This is a genomic window from Mesorhizobium sp. RSR565B, assembly GCF_054719465.1.
This window is the reverse complement of sequence record NZ_JBTTIE010000001.1, coordinates 2,615,147-2,632,836: the sequence shown is the minus strand read 5'-3', so window position 1 is coordinate 2,632,836 and position 17,690 is coordinate 2,615,147. Positions and strand designations below refer to the sequence as shown.

Sequence of the window (17,690 nt, the reverse complement as noted above, 5' to 3'; positions counted from 1 at the left end):
CATTACGTTTATACATTGTCGTCCTTAAACATTTGTGTTGATTATCTGTTCTAAACAAGAAATAAGCTTGGTCTTATGACGACCGGTATGAAAAATCGATCTTCGCTTCTGCGCCGCCTGGCGATCGCGGTCTCGGCAATCGGCTTCGGCCAGTCGGCCTTCGTATCGCTCGTTCCCCTGGTGATGGAGCGGCTGAGGCTCGATACGTTTGCCATCGGCGCGGCAACTGCTGTCGGCGCGGCGGCCTTTCTGGTCGGCTCGCCGCTGTGGGGCCGCATGGGCGAGCGGCTTGGCCATGCCAGGCTGCTGCGCTTGCTCGGCCTCGCCATGCTGGCCGGCCAGGCGGTGTTCGCCATTCTGCTGATAGCCGGCATGGGAGCCGCGCTCGGCATCGCTTTGCTGATGCTTTCGCGAACCGTGTACGGTTTTGCCGCGTCCGGCGTCATGCCGACGGCGCAGGTCTGGGCCAGCCGCTCGGTTGCCGATGACAGGCGACAGGCCGCGCTGGGACTGCTTGGCGCCGGCGTCAGCATGGGGCGGCTGGCCGGCGCGCTGGCGGCAACTGCTGCCGTCCTGTCGCCGCTGCTGCCGCCCATCCTGTTCCTGCTCAGCCCGCTGTTGCTGTGGCTCGCGCGGGGCAAAGGGGAAGCCGGCGGACGGACCGACGGCAGGGCGGCCGACGTCGGCCGTGGAATATCGCCCTTCGATCGCCGCGCTCTGCCTTGCCTGGCGACGGGCTTGTGCCTGACGCTCGGCTTCGGACAGGTGCAGATGATGCTCGGCCCCATGACCCAGCAGCGTTTTGGCCTTGGTGCGACGCAGGCCACGACGTTGACCGGCCTGGCCCTGATGCTGGTCGCAGTCGTCATGGTTCTGGTCCAGGGACTGCTCATGGCGCGCCTGCGGCTGACGGAGCGCAACAGCGTCATCGTCGGCTGTCTCATGGTTTGCGTCGGCATGACGGCGCTGGCCGTCACGGCCAGCCATGTTGCCTCGGCAGCGTCTCTGGTGGTGGCGGCGGCCGGCATTGCCCTGGCTACACCCGGCTACACCGCCTGGCTGATGATGCGCCTGGAGCGCGGCGAGCAGGGCGCGGCGGCCGGCTGGCTCACCAGCACCCATGTGCTCGGCCAGAGCATCGGCGCATTGGCCGGCGGCTTCGCCTTCACGCTCTGGCCCTTTGCGCCGGTGGCCGGCTGCGCGGCGCTGGCTCTGGCCGCAGCCGGTCTTGCAGCCATGGTTCATAAGCACTAGCGAACCCGCGCTCATTCGGCGACCTCCGGCAGCGGCATCGGCGTTCCTGGCTGGGTCTTTGCGGCATCGGCGAAATGGGCATTCAACATGCGATAGGTCGCCAGCACGGCTATGCCCGACAGCACGGTCGCCAGGGTGAACAGCGCGGAGTAGCCGAGCATGTCGGCGAGGCGCCCGGCAAGCATGGAGCCGACGAGGTAGACGATAAGCTGGGCGCAGGACAGGATGGTGAAGTCGGTGCCCGGCTGGTCCGACGACGTCACGGCCATGAACAGGCTGTAGAGCGCCACGATCTCCATGTAGCGCACCAGCGTCTGCAGGAACGAGGCGCCGAAGATCGGCCAGAAGCCGGCGATAGCGCCGAAAGCATGCAGTGCAAAGATCAGGAAGCAGATGGTGCGCAGCGCGCCGAGCAGGCCCAGCACCGAGGCGGCGCCGCGCTTGTGCAGCAGCCACGCCGCCAGCGCCGAGCCGCCAAGCCCGACGGTGAGCGCGGCACCGCCCGAGAGATAACCGATGATGTCGAGCGGCACGCCGGCATCGACGAGATAGGAGCCTTCCATCGACTTCACCAGCCCCTCGCTGGCGCGGTAGATGAGCGCGATCCACAGGATCTGGCGTGCCTCGGGCCGGCGCAGGAAACGCAGGATCGAGGGGCGGTCGATGGCCGCCTGCAGCGCGCTGGCGACGGGATCGGTCTCGCGCATGGCGAAGGCAGCAAACAGCGGGATGACGGACAGCGCGGCCACCATGGCCACCATGGTTTGCCAGCCGGCATGATGATAAACCAACAGGCCGAGCGTGCCGCCGAGAACGACGCCGAGCGCGACGGCGCCGCCCTGGATCGCATTGCCGATCGGCCTGTCCTTCGGGTCGAGATATTTGGCCGCGTAGCCGTCGGTGGCGATGTCCTGGGTCGACATCAACAGGCTCACGACAAGGCCGACGGCAAAGATACCGGCGACATCGGTCGGCTCGATCCAAAGCATGGCCGCGATGCCGGCGATGACGCCGATCTGGGTGATGATGACCCAGCCGGCGCGATGGGCGCGGGCCATTGGCCGAAAGCGGTCGACCAGCGGCGCCCATAGGAATTTCAGCACCAGCGGCAGCATCAGCAGCGCCATCAAGCCAATGGCGGTGCGCGACACGCCCTGCTCGCGCAGGATCGGCGGGATCGCCGCGGCAAACAGATAGCTCGGGATGGCCTGCGCCAGATAAAGGCAGGCGAGAACGACGAAAAGCCGCAGGCGCGAAAGCCCGGCGGGCGCCGGCCGGTCTGCGTCGGCGCTCATTTGACATAGTCCTTCGGTGCGTAACCGTTTCAGGAAGGCGCCGGCCTCCGCCCGGCTGCGGGTGACGAGCACTGGAAAGCCGAACAGGCTTTGCCAGACGCGCTGCATGTTCTCGTCGGCGGCGGGGCGCACCAGCGCACAGGCGCGGCAGGCTTTTTCGAGCTGCTCGCGTTCCGCCTTGTACCAGAGGTTTTGCGCCTTGCGCTGGGCGTCGCTCAGCGCGATCTCGATGCGGATATCGACCAGGAGCACGAACGGCTCCCGTTCCTGCGAAAGGCGGCCGAGCGCCTCGATATAGCGCGCGCCATCCGCCGGATCGGCTGGCGCTTCTGCCAGCAGCGAGACCAATGCACCGTTTCGTTGGAGAGAGACCGCCACCGCCGCCCCTCAGAATGTGATCTGGTAGGACAACGCAACCGAACGTCCTAGACCCGGAACGTCGGCGCCGCGGGTCGCCGATGCGGAAGGGTTGATGTAGTAGGTGTCGAACACATTGCGCACGGCAAGGTTCAGCACGCTTTCATTGCCGAACGTCTTCGAGACGGCGAGATTGACCAGTGCTGCACCGTCCAGTTCCTGGGTGGCGATGCGGTCGCGTCCGGAAAACAGCTCCAACTCGCTGCGCAGGGTCAGCTCGTTCTCGAAACGGGTGGTGAGATAGACCAGGCCCTTGTAGGTCGAGGGGACACGGTTGTTCGGCAGATACTCGTTCGCTTCGATGTGGCCGTCGCGATCCGCGTCGTATTTGCCTTCGACATAGCCGACCGATCCGCCCAGCGTGAACATGCCGCTGAGGTCTGCCTCGAGATTGGCTTCGACGCCCCAGATACGTTCCTTCTGCTGCGATACCCGGTTGTTGACGATGTCGTAGCTGACGCCGTTGTCCGAGGTCGACAGATAGGTGCTGACGCCGCCGCGATAGTCGCCCCAATCGCCGCGCAGACCGGCTTCCCAGGTGTTCACCAGCTGGGGTTCAGGCGCGATATCGGCATAGCTGATCGCGTAATCCGGCGCGTTGGTGCACGGCAGCAGCGGCCGGATGGCGGTGCCATAGGCGTCGCAGGTTTCGGCGTTGGAATTCAACCCGGCCCGGCGGGTGAAGCCGCCAATGTCGGTCAGGCTGTAGCCTTGCGAGAAATTGCCGAAAAGCTGCATCCTTTCGGTCAGATCGTAGACGGCGCCGGCGTTGAAGGTGACGGAGTCGTAGTCGAACGAGCCGCCGGTCACCTGGATCGCCGGCAGGCCGATAATGTTCCGGCCTAGCAGAACGGCAGCGGCAGGCCGGGTGAAGTCTTCAACGTTGAGATAAAACTGGTCGTAGCGCGCGCCGCCGCTGATGCGAAAGCGATCCGTCACCGGAATTTCACCCTGCGCAAACAAGGCAACCGAGTTCTGGGTCGTGGGCGAGATGGCGTCCTGGCCGTTGGTCAACTGCTGATCGGTGGCGTCGAAGACATAGTCGGCGCCCCAGGTCAGCGTGCTGCCCTGGGTGAGAAAGTCCATCGGCGTGTTGACGGTCAGGTTGACGCCGCTGCGCCGCGACTGCAGCGCCGTCTGGTTGAAGTCGGCGGTCGGGTCGGTGCCCGGCGGCAGGATCACCGGCCGCGTCGGGTTCGTCGGCAGGTAGACCTGGCTGTTGACGGCCGAGAATTTGGTGAAGGGCGACTGCTTGAAGATGTCGTTGTAGAACGCCTTGACCTCGAGGTTTCCGAGCGCGAAGTCGCTGTCGGTGTATTTGGCGGTCAGGTATTTCGAATCTTCCTCCAGCGGCTTGCCTTCATAGGGATCGCCGAAATCCGGGGAGACGGGGTTGGTCGTGTAATCGGTGAACCAGTCCGGCTTCTGCTTGGCATAGGTCCAGTCGACGCTGACCTCGAAGCGGCGGGCATCGAACTGGTAGCCGGCCACGCCGAACAGATTGCCCGTGCCGGTGCGGTCACCGCCGCCTTGCCCGAGCATGGCGTCCGAAGCCATCTCGTTGCCGTGGCCGTCATAGGTGCGGCGCGACAGATCGCCGGAGGCCGAGAAGAAATAGTCGAAATCGCCTTTCTTGCCCTCGACCGAAACGCTTGTGCTGGGCCCTGCCGACTTACCGGGATTTTCGGTGAAGGCGGTGACGCCGGTGCGCACCGTCACCTTCGGCTTGTCGCTGTCGCCACGCTTGGTGATGAAGTTGATCGTGCCGCCGGTGGCGCCGGCGCCATAGAGGCTCGACGCGCCGTTGATGACTTCGATGCGCTCGACCGAATTCAAGTCGATCATCGACAGGATGCGTGACACGTCCCGCAGCGGCGTGTTGCGCGGCACACCGTCGACCATGATGAGCACGCTGCGGCCGCGGAAGGTTTCCGAGGCGCCCGAAATGGTCTGGTTGCGCGGCGCGTAGCCGGGAACGATGCGGCTGATCAGCGTCGCGGCGTCGATGTTTTCCTGCGCGGCTTCCTCGACCTGTTCCCGTTCCACGACCTGAACGGACTGGGCAACGCTGGAAATGGACCTTTCATTGCGGCCGGTGACCAGGATCTGGTCGAGCACGGTCCCTTCCTGCGTGCCTGTCGGGGCGGCTTCCTGGGCAAATGCCGCGCCTGCCATAATCGACGAACCCAAAGCCGATGACCAAAGAAGTGAAATGCAAAATCTGCGCATGCTGCCCTCATCCATGCCCTGGTCCCCAGTGCCAAAGCGGAAAGGCCCAGTTATAATTCATGATAAAACGAGTCAACATTTATTTTATGACTTTTTAAATCAGGATTAGTCAGCGAACGGACGGGAGCTGGGTACATGAGCAGCGCGCATTTTAGCATGTGCTAAGGTGCTGAGTTCTCTTGACAAAACGGCACAGGGGCGCCGGCGGCGGCTTTAGCCTTTGTGCTTACAAGAAGCTCTGCGGATCGATGTCGACCTGGACGCGAACCGAGCCGCGCTGCTTCGGCCCTTCGGCGAGTATGGTGCGGATGAAGCCTTGGATGTCGGCGCGCTTTTCACCCTGGATCAGCAAGCGGAAGCGGTGGCGTCCGCCGAGCAGCGACAGCGGCGCTTCGGCCGGGCCGAGTACGAACAGGTCGCTGGCCTGGGGTGCTGCACGGCGCAGGCCGCGCGCATGGCCTTCGGCCTCGGCCCGCGTCACCGCGCTGACGATGACGCCGGCGAGCCGGCCGAAGGGCGGCAGAGCGGCCCGTTCGCGCTCCGTGATTTCGCGCTCGTAAAATGCCTCGGCATCGCCCGAAACGATCGCCCGCATCACCGGATGGTCCGGCTGGAAAGTCTGCAGCAGCCCCAAACTCTTCTTGCCGGAACGGCCGGCGCGCCCGGTCACCTGGCTGAGCAATTGGAAGGTGCGCTCGGCGGCGCGCGGATCGCCATTGGCGAGGCCGAGATCCGCATCGACGACACCGACCAGCGTCATGTTGGGAAAGTTATGCCCCTTGGCGACCAGCTGGGTGCCAATGACGATGTCAGCCTCGCCATTGGCAATGGCTTCGAGTTCCAGCCGCAGCCGCCGCACGCCGCCCATCAGGTCGGATGACAAGACGATGGTGCGCGCGTCAGGGAAATGCGCCACCACCTCTTCGGCGATGCGCTCGACGCCCGGCCCGCATGCCACCAGATGGTCGAGCGTGCCGCATTCGGGACAGGCCTCCGGCCGCTTCTCATTGTGCCCGCAATGGTGGCAGACGAGTTGGCCGCGAAAGCGGTGCTCGACCAGCCAGGCCGAGCAGACCGGGCAGCCGAAGCGGTGGCCGCAGACCCGGCACAGTGTCAGCGGCGCGTAGCCGCGCCGGTTGAGGAACAGCAGCGACTGCTCTTGTCTCTCCAGCGTGCGCTGCATCTCTCCAATCAGCAGCGGCGACAGGAAGCCGCCGCGGGCCGGCGGCGCACGCCGCATGTCGATCGTCTTGAGATCGGGAAGCGCGGCCTCGGCGAAGCGCGCCGACAGCACCGCCCTGCTGTAGCGGCCCTGCTGCGCATTGACCCGGCTTTCGACCGATGGCGTCGCCGATGCCAGCACCACCGGGAAGCCGCTGATATGGCCGCGCACCACCGCCATGTCGCGGGCATTGTAGAAGACGCGGTCCTCCTGCTTGTAGGCAGGGTCGTGCTCCTCGTCGACGACGATCAGCCCGAGCTCGCGGAACGGCAGGAACAGCGCCGAGCGTGCGCCGGCGACGACGCGCACGCCGCCTTCCGCCACCTGTCGCCAGACCTTTTCGCGCATTCGGGGCGGCAGGTCGGAATGCCATTCCGCCGGCTTGGCGCCGAAGCGCTGCTGGAAGCGTTCGAGGAAGGCATGCGTCAGCGCGATCTCCGGCAAAAGGATCAACACCTGCTTGCCCTGGTCGAGGGCTGCCGCCACCGCCTCGAAATAAACTTCCGTCTTGCCTGAACCGGTGACGCCGTCGAGCAGCGTGACGTTGAAAGCAGCGGCCGTGACATTGGCGCGCAGCATGGCGGCCGCGTCTGCCTGGTCCGGCATCAGCTCCGGCATGGCGTAGGAGGGATCGGGCGCGGCGACCACCGGTCGAGGCGGGATCATCACCGTCTCGAACACGCCTTGCGCCTTGAGCCCCTCGACCACCGTCGACGACACGCCCGCCGCGTGCGCCAGGCCGGATCGCGTCCAGGCAAGCCCCCCTTCCGCCGTCTCCAGCACGCGCGTCCTGGCATCCGTCATCCGGTCGGGCATGACGAGGGTCCGCTGCAGGCCCTCGATCCATGGTTCGGGATCGAACGCCTCCGGCGCGCGCAACAGCATGCGCGCCACCATGCCGGGCGGCGACAGCGTGTACTGCGCCAGCCAGTCGACAAAGCGGCGCATGCCGCGGTCGATCGGCGGGCAGTCGAAGACCTGTTCGATCGGGCGCAGCTTTTTGGCGTCGATATTCTCGACCGCACCATCCCAGACGATGCCGGCAACCTGGCGCGGACCGAGCGGCACGCGCACGATCGAGCCCGGCACCACGCGCATGCCGGCGGGCACAGCGTAGGTATAGGGCCGTTCGGCGGGCATCGGCACCAGCACCGGCGCGGCTGCGACAAAGGGCGAATCTTCGATCATCGGGCGTGACCTTGCCCCGACTTTGGTCTAGATCAAAGGGCAACCCCGAATGTGCATGGCATGCACATGGAAATCTTTCAGGAGACCCCCATGAAATTTTTTGTCGACACCGCTGACATCAAGGACATCAAGGAACTGAACGACCTGGGGCTGCTCGACGGCGTGACCACCAATCCCTCGCTGATCCTGAAATCCGGCGGCAAGATCGCCGAGGTCACCAAGCAGATCTGCGACATCGTCAAGGGCCCGGTTTCGGCCGAGGTTGTTGCGGTCGAATACAAGGACATGATGGCCGAGGCCAACATCCTGGCCAAGATCGCCGACAATGTCTGCATCAAGGTGCCGCTGACGCTCGACGGCCTGCGCGCCTGCAAGACGATCCGCACCGAGATGAACCGCATGGTCAATGTAACGCTGTGCTTCTCGGCCAACCAGGCGCTGCTGGCGGCCAAGGCCGGCGCCTCGTTCATCTCGCCCTTCGTCGGCCGCGTCGACGATACCGGCGCGGACGGCATGGAACTGATCCAGGAGATCCGGCAGATCTACGACAATTACGATTTCGACACCGAGATCCTCGTCGCTTCGGTTCGCACCGTGAACCACGTCAAGCAGGCAGCCCTGATCGGCGCCGATGTCGTTACCGCGCCGGCCGCGACGCTGAAGGCGCTGGTCAAGCACCCGTTGACCGACAAGGGCCTGGATCAGTTCGCTGCCGACTGGGCCAAGACCGGCCAGAAGATCGGCTGAGATCGGGTTCGATACAAAAAGGCCGGGAAACCGGCCTTTTTATTGCGGACTGCTAAAGTCGAGTTGGCAGCGCCAGGGAATGCTCAGGCTTTCTTGCCGTGCCTGACCAAGTCCTGGGCGACGGACAGGCTCACCATTTCAGCCAGTTCACGCGCGGCGCGGTTCTCAGCGTCGAGCTGCGCCCGGTAGGAAGCGAACTCCTGCGTCGGCTTGTCGAAGGATGATGGGATCGACCGCTTGCCGGTGGCGATCACCACGCCGGTCCTGGCATCGGTCAGCACATAGTTTGCGGTCAGCGTCACCGTGCCTGCCGTCGGTTCGTCTTCGTCGGTCTGGATCTGCACCACCGCGGCCGATTCGACCAGTTCGGTGACACCGAGATCGAGCATGTAGACCGGTGCCGTCGTTTCGCCGGCACCCTGGCCGAAGGCGAAGATCAGATTGTTGCGGACCTGCTGGGCATAGCGGGTCTTGACCGGCTTGACCGCGATCGAGGCGAGCTCCGCCGACGCGCTGACAGTCGAGCCTGCCGTCAGCGGCGCGCTCGAATAGAGCGGCCTGACCGTGCAGGCCGAAATCAGCGTCATCGAGGCCACCAGCCCGCAGAGCGCGGTGCGGCGCAGCAAGCGCGTCGTCTTTTCCAGATCGGGCCCCATCCTTCTGAAGTCAAGCAACGACATTGACGATCCTCTGCGGCACGATGATCACCTTGCGGGGCGCCTTACCTTCCAGCGCTTTCTGCACGAAGTCGAGAGCCAGAACCGCTTTTTCGACCGCACCTTGGTCCGCGTCGCGGGCAATTGTCAAATCGCCGCGCTTCTTGCCGTTGACCTGAACCGGCAGCACGATCTCGTTGTCGACCACCAGTGCCGGATCGTAGACCGGCCAAGGCCGTTCGGCGACCAGATCGGTGCCGCCGAGCGTGTGCCAGCACTCTTCAGCCAGATGCGGCATGACCGGCGCGACCACATGCACAAGGATCTCCACCGCCTCGCGGCAGGCGCCTTTCAGCGCCGCGTCGGCCTTGCCCTCGGCGACGTCGTTGAGCGGCGCGGTCAAGGCATTGGCCAGTTCGTAGATGCGGGCGATGGCCCGGTTGAAGCCGAGCTTCTCGATATCCTCGCCGATAGCCTTCAGGATCTTGTGCGCGGCCTTGGAAACGGCCCCCGCCTCGCCCTCCGGCGCCGCCTGCGGCTTGGCGCCGTCAAGCGTCTCGGCGGCAATGGACACCAGGCGCCAGACACGCTGGATGAAGCGATGTGCGCCGGCGGCGCCATCGTCCGTCCATTCGACGTCGCGCTCGGGCGGCGAATCCGACAGCATGAACCAGCGTGCGGTGTCGGCGCCGTAGCCGTCGGTGATGTCTTCCGGGCTTACCGTATTCTTCTTCGACTTCGACATCTTTTCGAGTGAGCCGATCGCCGCCTCTTCGCCGGTGGCGATCTCGATGGCACGGCGCTTGCCGCCGATATCCTCGACCCTGACCTCAACCGGCGACAGCCAGCGCCCATTGTTCGACGCACCGCCGACGCGGTAGGTTTCATGCACCACCATGCCTTGCGTGAACAGACCCTTGAACGGCTCGGCCAGGTCGAGATGACCGGTCGCGCGCATGGCGCGGGTGAAGAAGCGCGAATAGAGCAGATGCAGGATCGCGTGCTCGATGCCGCCAATGTACTGGTCGACGGCCAGCCAGTCATCGGCAGCCTTCGGCTCCGTCGGGTCATTGGCCCAGGGTGCTGTAAAGCGCGCGAAATACCAGGACGAATCGACGAACGTGTCCATCGTGTCTGTCTCGCGCCGCGCATCCTTGCCGCATTGCGGGCACGTCACATGCCGCCAGGTCGGGTGACGATCGAGCGGATTGCCGGGACGGTCGAACTCGATGTCGTCGGGCAGCTTGACCGGCAGGTCGGCCTTCGGCACCGGCACCACGCCGCAATCCTCGCAATGGATCATCGGGATCGGGCAGCCCCAGTAGCGCTGGCGCGAAATGCCCCAGTCGCGCAGGCGGAAGTTCACCTTGCGCTCGGCCATCGGCCTGCCGCCGATGGTCTTCTGCTCCAGGAGCTTTGCGACCTCGTCGAACGCCTGCTCCGGCTTCATGCCGTCGAGGAAGCGCGAATTGATCATCACGCCATCGTCGACATAGGCCTCTTCCGTGACCTGGAAGGTCTTGGCGTCGCCATCTTCGGGCATCACCACCGGGATGACCGGCAGGCCGTATTTGTTGGCGAAGTCGAGGTCGCGCTGATCGCCCGACGGGCAGCCGAATATGGCGCCGGTGCCGTATTCCATCAGCACGAAATTGGCGACATAGACCGGCAGCGTCCACGAGTCGTCGAACGGATGAACGACGCGGATGCCGGTGTCGAAGCCCTTTTTCTCCGCCGTCTCAAGCGCGGCCACCGAGGTGCCCATATGTCTGATTTCGTCAATGAACTTGGCCAGTTCGACATTGGTCTCGGCGGCCTTCCTGGCCAGCGGATGGTCGGCGGCGACAGCCATGAAGGAGGCGCCGAAAATGGTGTCGGGCCTGGTCGTGTAGACTTCCAGCTCGTGCGTGTCCCCAACCGGAGCAGCCAGCGGCCAGCGGACCAGCAGCCCTTCCGAGCGGCCGATCCAGTTCTGCTGCATCAGCTTGACCTTTTCCGGCCATTCGCCGAGGCCGTCCAGCGAGTCCAGCAGGTCCTGCGCAAAATCGGTGATCTTGAAGAACCACTGCGTCAGCTCACGCTGTTCGACCAGCGCGCCCGAGCGCCAGCCGCGCCCGTCGATGACCTGCTCGTTGGCGAGCACCGTCATGTCCTCCGGGTCCCAATTGACCTTGGAGGATTTGCGCGTCACCAGCCCTTTCTCGACGAAATCGAGAAACAGCATCTGCTGGCGGTGGTAATAGTCGACGTCGCAGGTGGCGAACTCACGCGTCCAGTCCAGCGACAGGCCCATCATCTTGAGCTGTTCGCGCATGGCGGCGATGTTGGCGTAGGTCCATTCCTTGGGATGGACCTTGTTCTGCATCGCCGCATTTTCGGCCGGCATGCCGAAAGCGTCCCAGCCCATAGGGTGCAGCACGTTGAAACCCTTGGCCCGCTTGTAGCGCGCCACCACGTCGCCCATCGTGTAGTTGCGGGTGTGGCCGATATGGATCTTCCCCGAGGGATAGGGGAACATCTCCAGCACGTAGTATTTCGGCTTCGGGTCGTCGTTCTGCGCTTCGAACAGCTTCTTTTCGGCCCAGGCCTTCTGCCATTTGGGCTCTGACGCGCGCGGATTGTATCGTTCGGTTGCCATCGGATGATTTTCACTTAAAAGCAGGCGCAGACCGCCGGACAAGGCCCGGTGGCCAAGGTAAATGTCGTGGCGGTGTTCACCATGGATTGCCGGACCCGTCAACTGCGGTGAGCCGGCGAGGGCTAGAAAGACAGGCAGGATATAGGCATGGCGAGCGCCGTCGAACAGTTTTTCGCCGTCAGGACGAGGATCGCTGCCGCCGAGCGCGAGGCCGGCCGCGACGCCGGCTCCGTGACGCTGGTTGCTGTGTCGAAGACTTTTGAGGCCGACGCCATCCGCCCGGTCATCGAGGCCGGCCAGCGCGTCTTTGGCGAAAACCGGGTGCAGGAGGCGCAAGGCAAATGGCCGGCGCTGAAAACTGAATTCCCCGACATCGAGCTGCATCTGATCGGCCCGCTGCAGTCGAACAAGGCGAAGGAAGCCGTCGCGCTCGCCGACGTCATCGAGACCGTCGACCGCGAGAAGATCGCCGCCGAACTCGCCAAGGAGATCGCTAGGCAAGGCCGTGCACCAAAACTCTATGTCCAGGTCAATACCGGCTCGGAGCCGCAAAAGGCCGGCATCGAGCCGCGCGACGCCGTTGCCTTCGTTGCCCGCTGCCGCGATGTCCACGGCCTCGCCATCGAAGGCCTGATGTGCATCCCGCCGGCGGACGAGAATCCCGGCCCGCATTTCGCCCTGCTGGAAAAGCTCGGCAAGGAGGCCGGCGTCGCCAAACTGTCGATGGGCATGTCCGGCGACTACGAGACCGCGATCGCCTTCGGCGCCACCAGCGTCCGGGTCGGCTCGGCGATTTTTGGGAGCCGGTAGTCGTCGGCTTCGCGAGACACCTGTCGATCCCCGATTTTTCGAGCTAATGTATCGAGCACATCCGGCCGAGTTAGCGAGGACTATTCTTCTTGGACTGGCACCTCAGGGACGCACGAAACAATCTTTCGAAGCTTGTGCGACAGGCGCGCGAAGAAGGGCCGCAAACCATCACCTTGCGCGGAAAGCCAGCTGCCGTCGTGTTGTCTCCTGATGACTATGACCAACTGATCGGCGCAAAGCCTTCGCTTGCGGAATATCTCCTCTCCGGTCCCGCATGGGACGACGATTTCGTCGAGGAGGTCAACCGCCGCTCAGAGACGATGATCCGACCCGTGGAATTCTGATAGATTTTCGACACAAACATCGCCTCGCGCATCTCGCCACGGTTGACGAGTTCTATGGGGCCAGATGCATCCGGTCGATTACGCCACCACTGGAAACGAAACGTACCGTTCCTATTTGCTTTGCGTAATCACCAAATCTTCTGGAGCTGCCACGATGCGCTACAATCAACTCGGAAATACGGGGATGTTCGTCTCCGAACTCTGCCTCGGCACAATGACCTTCGGCGCCGCCGGCGAGAATGCCCAATGGGGTCTGATCGCCAGCCTCGACCAGAAGGGCGTCAACGACATCGTTGGCCGTTCGATCGCCGCCGGCGTCAATTTCTTCGACACCGCCGACGTCTACTCCTTCGGCCAGTCCGAGCGCCTGCTCGGCCAGTCGCTCAGGGATCTCGGCGTCAAGCGCTCGGACGTCGTCATTGCCACCAAGGTGCATGGCGCCATGGGCCAGGGCCCGAACGAGCGCGGCTCTTCGCGAGGCCACATCATGGATTCGGTCGAGGGCAGCCTGGAGCGGCTGCAGCTCGACCATATCGACCTCTATCAGTTGCACGGCACCGATACGGTGACGCCGATCGACGAGACGCTACGGGCACTTGATGACCTGGTTGCCAGCGGCAAGGTTCGCTATGTCGGCGTCTCCAACTGGCAGGCATGGCGCATCGCCAAGGCTCTGGGCATTGCCGAGCGCAAGGGGTTCTCCCGCTTCGAGACCATCCAGTCCTATTACTCGATCGCCGGCCGCGATCTCGAGCGTGAGATCGTGCCGCTCATCAACGAGGAGAAGCTCGGCTTGATGGTGTGGTCGCCGATGGCCGGCGGCCTGCTGTCGGGCAAATACGGTCCCGGCGCGCCCGGCAATGGCGAGGGCCGCCGCGCCGCCTTCAACTTCCCGCCGGTCGATGAGGACCGCGCCTGGGCAGCCGTCGCCGTCATGCGCGACATCGCCAAAAAGCACGATGTCAGCGTCGCTACGGTCGCGCTCGGTTATGTCCTGGCCAAACCTTTCGTCATGAGCGTCATCATCGGCGCCAGCCGCATGGAGCAGCTCGAGCAGAACCTAGCCGCGGCCGAGGTGAAGCTCGACGCCGACGATCTCGCCAAACTGGATGAGGTCAGCGCGCTGCCGGCCGAATATCCCGGCTGGATGCTGGAGCGTCAGGGCGCCGGTTGCCGCCCGGCGCCGTTCACCCCGAAGAAATAGTCATCGCTGTCGCCTGATGCTTGGGGGGTCATCTGGCTCCCCAACGTCTTTTCAGCTCATCCGCACGCTCTCGACCAGAAAGTCGAGAAACGCCCGCACCCGTGCGGGCAAATGCCGGCCCTGGCCGACATAGACGGCGTGGGTAGGCTCCTCGTCGCCCGGATTGAAATCCTCCAGCAGCGCCGTCAGCCGCCCCGCCGCGATGTCATCGGCCACATGCCAGTGTGCCAGCCGGGCGATGCCGGCGCCGCCGACCGCCATCAACCGCATCGACTCGCCATCGCCGACCAGCGTGTTTCCGGTGATCGGCACCATGACGGCGTTCCCGGTTGCATCGACAAACGACCAGCCATCGACATGCCGGACAAAGCCGAAAGCCATGCGATTGTGCCGGTCGAGATCTGCTGGAACCAGCGGCGTGCCATGCGTCTTGAGATAGGACGGTGCGGCAACGACTGTCATCCGGCTTTGCCCGAGCTTGCGCGCCACCAGCCGCGACTCGCCGAGCGGCCCGGCGCGGATGGCGACGTCGGCACGCTCAGCCATCAAATCGATGACGCTGTCGGTCAGCACCAGATCGACCGAAATCCCGGGGTAGCGTTCGAGGAAATCAGGCAGCAGCGGGATCAGCCGATGCACCCCGAAGGGCACATAGGAGTTGACGCGCAGCCGTCCGCGCGGCGCGGCACCCACGGCCGCCTCGCGCTCGGCCGCCGCCATATCGGCCAGGATGCGCACCCCGCTGTCATAGAACGCCGTCCCTTCCGGCGTCAGCTGCAGCTTGCGCGTCGAGCGCGTGACCAGCCGCGCGCCGAGCCTTGCCTCCAGTCGCGCGATCAGCTTGCTCACCGCCGACGGTGTCATACGCAGCGAACGAGCCGCAGCCGAGAAACTGCCCGCCTCGACGACGCGGACGAACACTTCGATCTCGCCGGAACGGTTGATATCGGGTCTGGCCATTTGTGAATCTATTTCACAGGAAATATGCCCAAGGCAAGTCTGGTTCACAAGGCATGGCAACACGATCTCTGCGGTCGGGGCGCGGGTCTGGTCGCGTTCATCGAGTTCGAACTGGAAACCGCCATGCCTCTTGCTCTCTACGCCCTCGCTGCCGGCGCCTTCGGCATCGGTGTCACCGAATTCGTCATCATGGGGCTGCTGATCGATGTCAGCAAAGATCTCGGAGTCTCGATCTCGGCCGCCGGCCAGTTGATTTCGGGCTACGCGTTGGGCGTCGTCATCGGCGCGCCGCTTTTGACCATCGCCACCGGCAACTGGCCCCGCAAGACCGTCCTTCTGGCCCTTATGGCGATCTTCACGCTCGGCAACCTCGCCTGTGCGATCGCCCCCGACTACTGGACGCTGATGGGCGCCCGCATCATCACCGCCTTTGCCCATGGCACTTTCTTTGGCGTCGGCTCGGTGGTCGCCACCGGCCTGGTCGCGCCCAACAAGAAAGCCTCGGCGATCGCGCTGATGTTCACCGGCCTGACTATCGCCAACATCCTCGGCGTGCCCTTCGGCACTTGGCTCGGCCAGACCTTCGGCTGGCGCGCCACCTTCTGGGCCGTAACCCTGGTCGGCTTGGCAGCCTTTGCCGTCATCCTGCTTCTGGTGCCGCGCAGCAAGGAAGCGCCCGAGAAGACCAATCTGCGCGCCGACCTCGCAGTGCTGCGCCGCACGCCGGTGCTGCTCGGCCTCGCCACCACCGTGCTCGGCTATGCCGGCGTCTTCGCCGTCTTCACCTACATCGCCCCGCTGCTCACCGAGATCACCGGTTTTGGGGAAGCCGCCGTGTCGCCGATCCTGCTCGTCTTCGGTGGCGGTCTTATCGCCGGCAATCTGCTTGGCGGCAAGGTCGCCGACCGCTGGCTGGTGCCGGCGGTGCTCGGCAGCCTCGTGGTGCTGGCGTTGGTGCTGGCCACAATGACCTTCGCCGTCCACAGCCAAATCCTGGCCGTCATCTATGTCGGCCTGCTTGGTGCCGCCGCCTTCGCCACCGTGGCGCCGCTGCAGATGTGGGTGCTGGAAAAGGCGCAAGGCGCGGGCCAGAGCCTCGCCTCGTCCTTCAACATCGCCGCCTTCAACCTCGGCAATGCCGCCGGCGCTTGGCTTGGCGGCGCGGTGATTGCCCATGACCTCGGCCTCGGCTCACTAACCTGGATCGCCGCTTTGCTGCCGGTCGCGGCTCTTGGCGTCGCTGCCCTGGCGCTGCGCCTCGATCGCGCCCCCACAATCGGGGTGCCGGTCTGCGCCCAGTCATGAGCATCACGCGCAATCCTTCTTCGACATCATCAAGGAGCATAAAATGGATTATCGACGTCTCGGCGCATCGGGCCTGAAAGTGCCCGCACTCTCTTTCGGCGCCGGCACTTTCGGCGGCTCCGGGCCGCTGTTCGGGGCCTGGGGCAACAGCGATGCCAAGGAAGCGCGGCGGCTGATCGACATCTGCCTCGAGGCCGGCGTCAATCTGTTCGACACCGCCGATGTCTATTCGAACGGCGCCTCCGAGGAAGTGCTTGGCGAAGCCATCAAAGGCCGCCGCGACGCGGTGCTGATCTCGACCAAGACTTCGCTGCCGATGGGCGACAGACCGGCCGACTACGGCTCGTCGCGCTCGCGGCTGATCAAAGCCGTCGACGCCGCCCTGAAGCGCATGGGCACCGATTACATCGACCTGTTGCAGCTGCACGCCTTCGATGCCGGCACGCCGATCGAGGAGGTGTTGTCGACGCTGGACGACCTCGTGCGCGCCGGCAAGCTGCGCTATGTCGGCGTCTCCAACTTCTCCGGCTGGCAGGTGATGAAATCGCTGGCGGAAGCCGACAAGCATGGCTACCCGCGCTACGCCGCGCATCAGGTCTACTACTCGCTGGTCGGTCGCGACTATGAATGGGAGCTGATGCCGCTCGGTATCGACCAGGGCATCGGCGCGCTGGTGTGGAGCCCGCTCGGCTGGGGCCGCCTGACCGGCGAGATCCGCCGCGGCCAGCCCCTGCCGGAAAAGAGCCGGCTGCACGACACCGCCGATTTCGGCCCGCCGGTCGCGGACGAACATCTCTACCGGGTCATGGATGCGCTTGATGCGATGGCTGAAGAGACCGGCAAGACCGTGCCGCAGATCGCCATCAACTGGCTGTTGCGGCGCCCGACCGTGTCCTCCGTCATCATCGGCGCCCGCAACGAGGAACAGCTGCGCCAGAACCTCGGCGCCGTCGGCTGGGCGTTGACGCCGGAGCAGGTCAAAAAGCTCGACATGGCAAGCGAAGTGACCGCGCCCTACCCGTACTTCCCCTATCTCCGCCAGGAAGGTTTCGCCCGGCTGAACCCGCCTGCGGTGTGATCACACGACGTTGAAGCTGCCAATCTCCCCCCTTGCGGGGGAGATCAGCTATACTGCCGCTCAGTGCAGCACGAACTCCCCATCCACCTTCCGCCATTCGTTCGGCGCGATCAGCTTCTGGTGCGTGTAGCTGATCGAATGCAGCGGCCCGTCGAGCCTGGCCTTCCAGAACTCGATGAACTTGATCAGCACCGGAAACTTCGGCGCCAGATCGTAATCCTGCCAGATGAAGCTCTGCAGCAGATGCGGGTGGTCGGGAAAATGGTACAGAATCTTGGCCGTGGTCAGGCCATACCCCTTGAGCATCAGGTCCATTTCGGAATGATCGCGCATGACAGCCCCT

The 17,690-nt window shown here is 64.5% G+C and carries 14 protein-coding genes; 7 read left to right on the top strand and 7 right to left on the bottom strand.

Annotated elements, in window-relative coordinates; genetic code table 11:
- Positions 1–87: 87 nt before the first annotated feature.
- Positions 88–1,254 carry an MFS transporter gene (locus ACYG9R_RS12770; RefSeq protein WP_023824300.1) on the top strand — a complete coding sequence of 389 codons (1,167 nt, stop codon included), beginning with the start codon at positions 88–90 and terminating at the stop codon, positions 1,252–1,254.
- 11 nt (positions 1,255–1,265) lie between these two features.
- Here ACYG9R_RS12770 and ACYG9R_RS12765 read toward each other — a convergent pair whose 3' ends face one another.
- From ACYG9R_RS12765 to ACYG9R_RS12755, 3 genes are all read right to left on the bottom strand, one after another.
- Positions 1,266–2,549 carry an MFS transporter gene (locus ACYG9R_RS12765; protein WP_460221875.1) on the bottom strand — a complete coding sequence of 428 codons (1,284 nt, stop codon included), beginning with the start codon at positions 2,547–2,549 and terminating at the stop codon, positions 1,266–1,268.
- Positions 2,550–2,936: 387 nt separating this feature from the next.
- Positions 2,937–5,141 carry a TonB-dependent receptor gene (locus ACYG9R_RS12760; RefSeq protein WP_023824301.1) on the bottom strand — a complete coding sequence of 735 codons (2,205 nt, stop codon included), beginning with the start codon at positions 5,139–5,141 and terminating at the stop codon, positions 2,937–2,939.
- A gap of 280 nt (positions 5,142–5,421) precedes the next feature.
- Positions 5,422–7,605: a primosomal protein N' gene (locus ACYG9R_RS12755; protein WP_023815276.1), complete on the bottom strand. Its 2,184-nt coding sequence runs from the start codon at positions 7,603–7,605 to the stop codon at positions 5,422–5,424.
- Positions 7,606–7,695: 90 nt separating this feature from the next.
- Between ACYG9R_RS12755 and fsa the strand changes: the two genes are divergently transcribed.
- Positions 7,696–8,352, top strand: a complete 657-nt coding sequence (gene fsa / locus ACYG9R_RS12750) for a fructose-6-phosphate aldolase (RefSeq protein WP_023688874.1) — start codon at positions 7,696–7,698, stop codon at positions 8,350–8,352.
- An 83-nt stretch (positions 8,353–8,435) separates the two neighbouring features.
- Here the strand turns inward: fsa and lptE are convergent, their stop codons facing one another.
- Together lptE and leuS are read right to left on the bottom strand one after the other, a co-directional pair.
- Positions 8,436–9,032 carry an LPS assembly lipoprotein LptE gene (lptE, locus tag ACYG9R_RS12745; RefSeq protein WP_023815277.1) on the bottom strand — a complete coding sequence of 199 codons (597 nt, stop codon included), beginning with the start codon at positions 9,030–9,032 and terminating at the stop codon, positions 8,436–8,438.
- Positions 9,019–11,646: a leucine--tRNA ligase gene (gene leuS, locus ACYG9R_RS12740; RefSeq protein ID WP_023824302.1), complete on the bottom strand. Its 2,628-nt coding sequence runs from the start codon at positions 11,644–11,646 to the stop codon at positions 9,019–9,021. Before leuS ends, lptE begins: the two co-directional genes overlap by 14 nt.
- A gap of 147 nt (positions 11,647–11,793) precedes the next feature.
- Here leuS and ACYG9R_RS12735 point away from each other — a divergent pair, with 147 nt between their 5' ends.
- The 3 genes from ACYG9R_RS12735 to ACYG9R_RS12725 all read left to right on the top strand — a co-directional run bounded on the left by ACYG9R_RS12735 (position 11,794) and on the right by ACYG9R_RS12725 (position 14,004).
- Complete coding sequence (locus ACYG9R_RS12735; RefSeq protein ID WP_023700210.1) at positions 11,794–12,456, top strand: YggS family pyridoxal phosphate-dependent enzyme; 663 nt, start codon at positions 11,794–11,796, stop codon at positions 12,454–12,456.
- An 89-nt stretch (positions 12,457–12,545) separates the two neighbouring features.
- On the top strand, positions 12,546–12,800 hold the full coding sequence (locus ACYG9R_RS12730; protein WP_023700209.1) for a type II toxin-antitoxin system Phd/YefM family antitoxin: 255 nt from the start codon (positions 12,546–12,548) through the stop codon (positions 12,798–12,800).
- 154 nt (positions 12,801–12,954) lie between these two features.
- Positions 12,955–14,004: an aldo/keto reductase gene (locus ACYG9R_RS12725; protein WP_023824303.1), complete on the top strand. Its 1,050-nt coding sequence runs from the start codon at positions 12,955–12,957 to the stop codon at positions 14,002–14,004.
- A 51-nt stretch (positions 14,005–14,055) separates the two neighbouring features.
- Here ACYG9R_RS12725 and ACYG9R_RS12720 read toward each other — a convergent pair whose 3' ends face one another.
- On the bottom strand, positions 14,056–14,964 hold the full coding sequence (locus ACYG9R_RS12720; protein WP_023700207.1) for a LysR family transcriptional regulator: 909 nt from the start codon (positions 14,962–14,964) through the stop codon (positions 14,056–14,058).
- Positions 14,965–15,087: 123 nt separating this feature from the next.
- Here ACYG9R_RS12720 and ACYG9R_RS12715 point away from each other — a divergent pair, with 123 nt between their 5' ends.
- Positions 15,088–16,269 (top strand): MFS transporter, encoded by a 1,182-nt coding sequence (locus ACYG9R_RS12715; RefSeq protein WP_286458483.1) that lies wholly within the window; start codon positions 15,088–15,090, stop codon positions 16,267–16,269.
- Positions 16,270–16,312: 43 nt separating this feature from the next.
- Complete coding sequence (locus ACYG9R_RS12710; protein ID WP_023736831.1) at positions 16,313–17,347, top strand: aldo/keto reductase; 1,035 nt, start codon at positions 16,313–16,315, stop codon at positions 17,345–17,347.
- Between the two features lie 60 nt (positions 17,348–17,407).
- Here ACYG9R_RS12710 and ACYG9R_RS12705 read toward each other — a convergent pair whose 3' ends face one another.
- Positions 17,408–17,680: an usg protein gene (locus ACYG9R_RS12705; protein ID WP_023668649.1), complete on the bottom strand. Its 273-nt coding sequence runs from the start codon at positions 17,678–17,680 to the stop codon at positions 17,408–17,410.
- Positions 17,681–17,690: the final 10 nt, after the last annotated feature.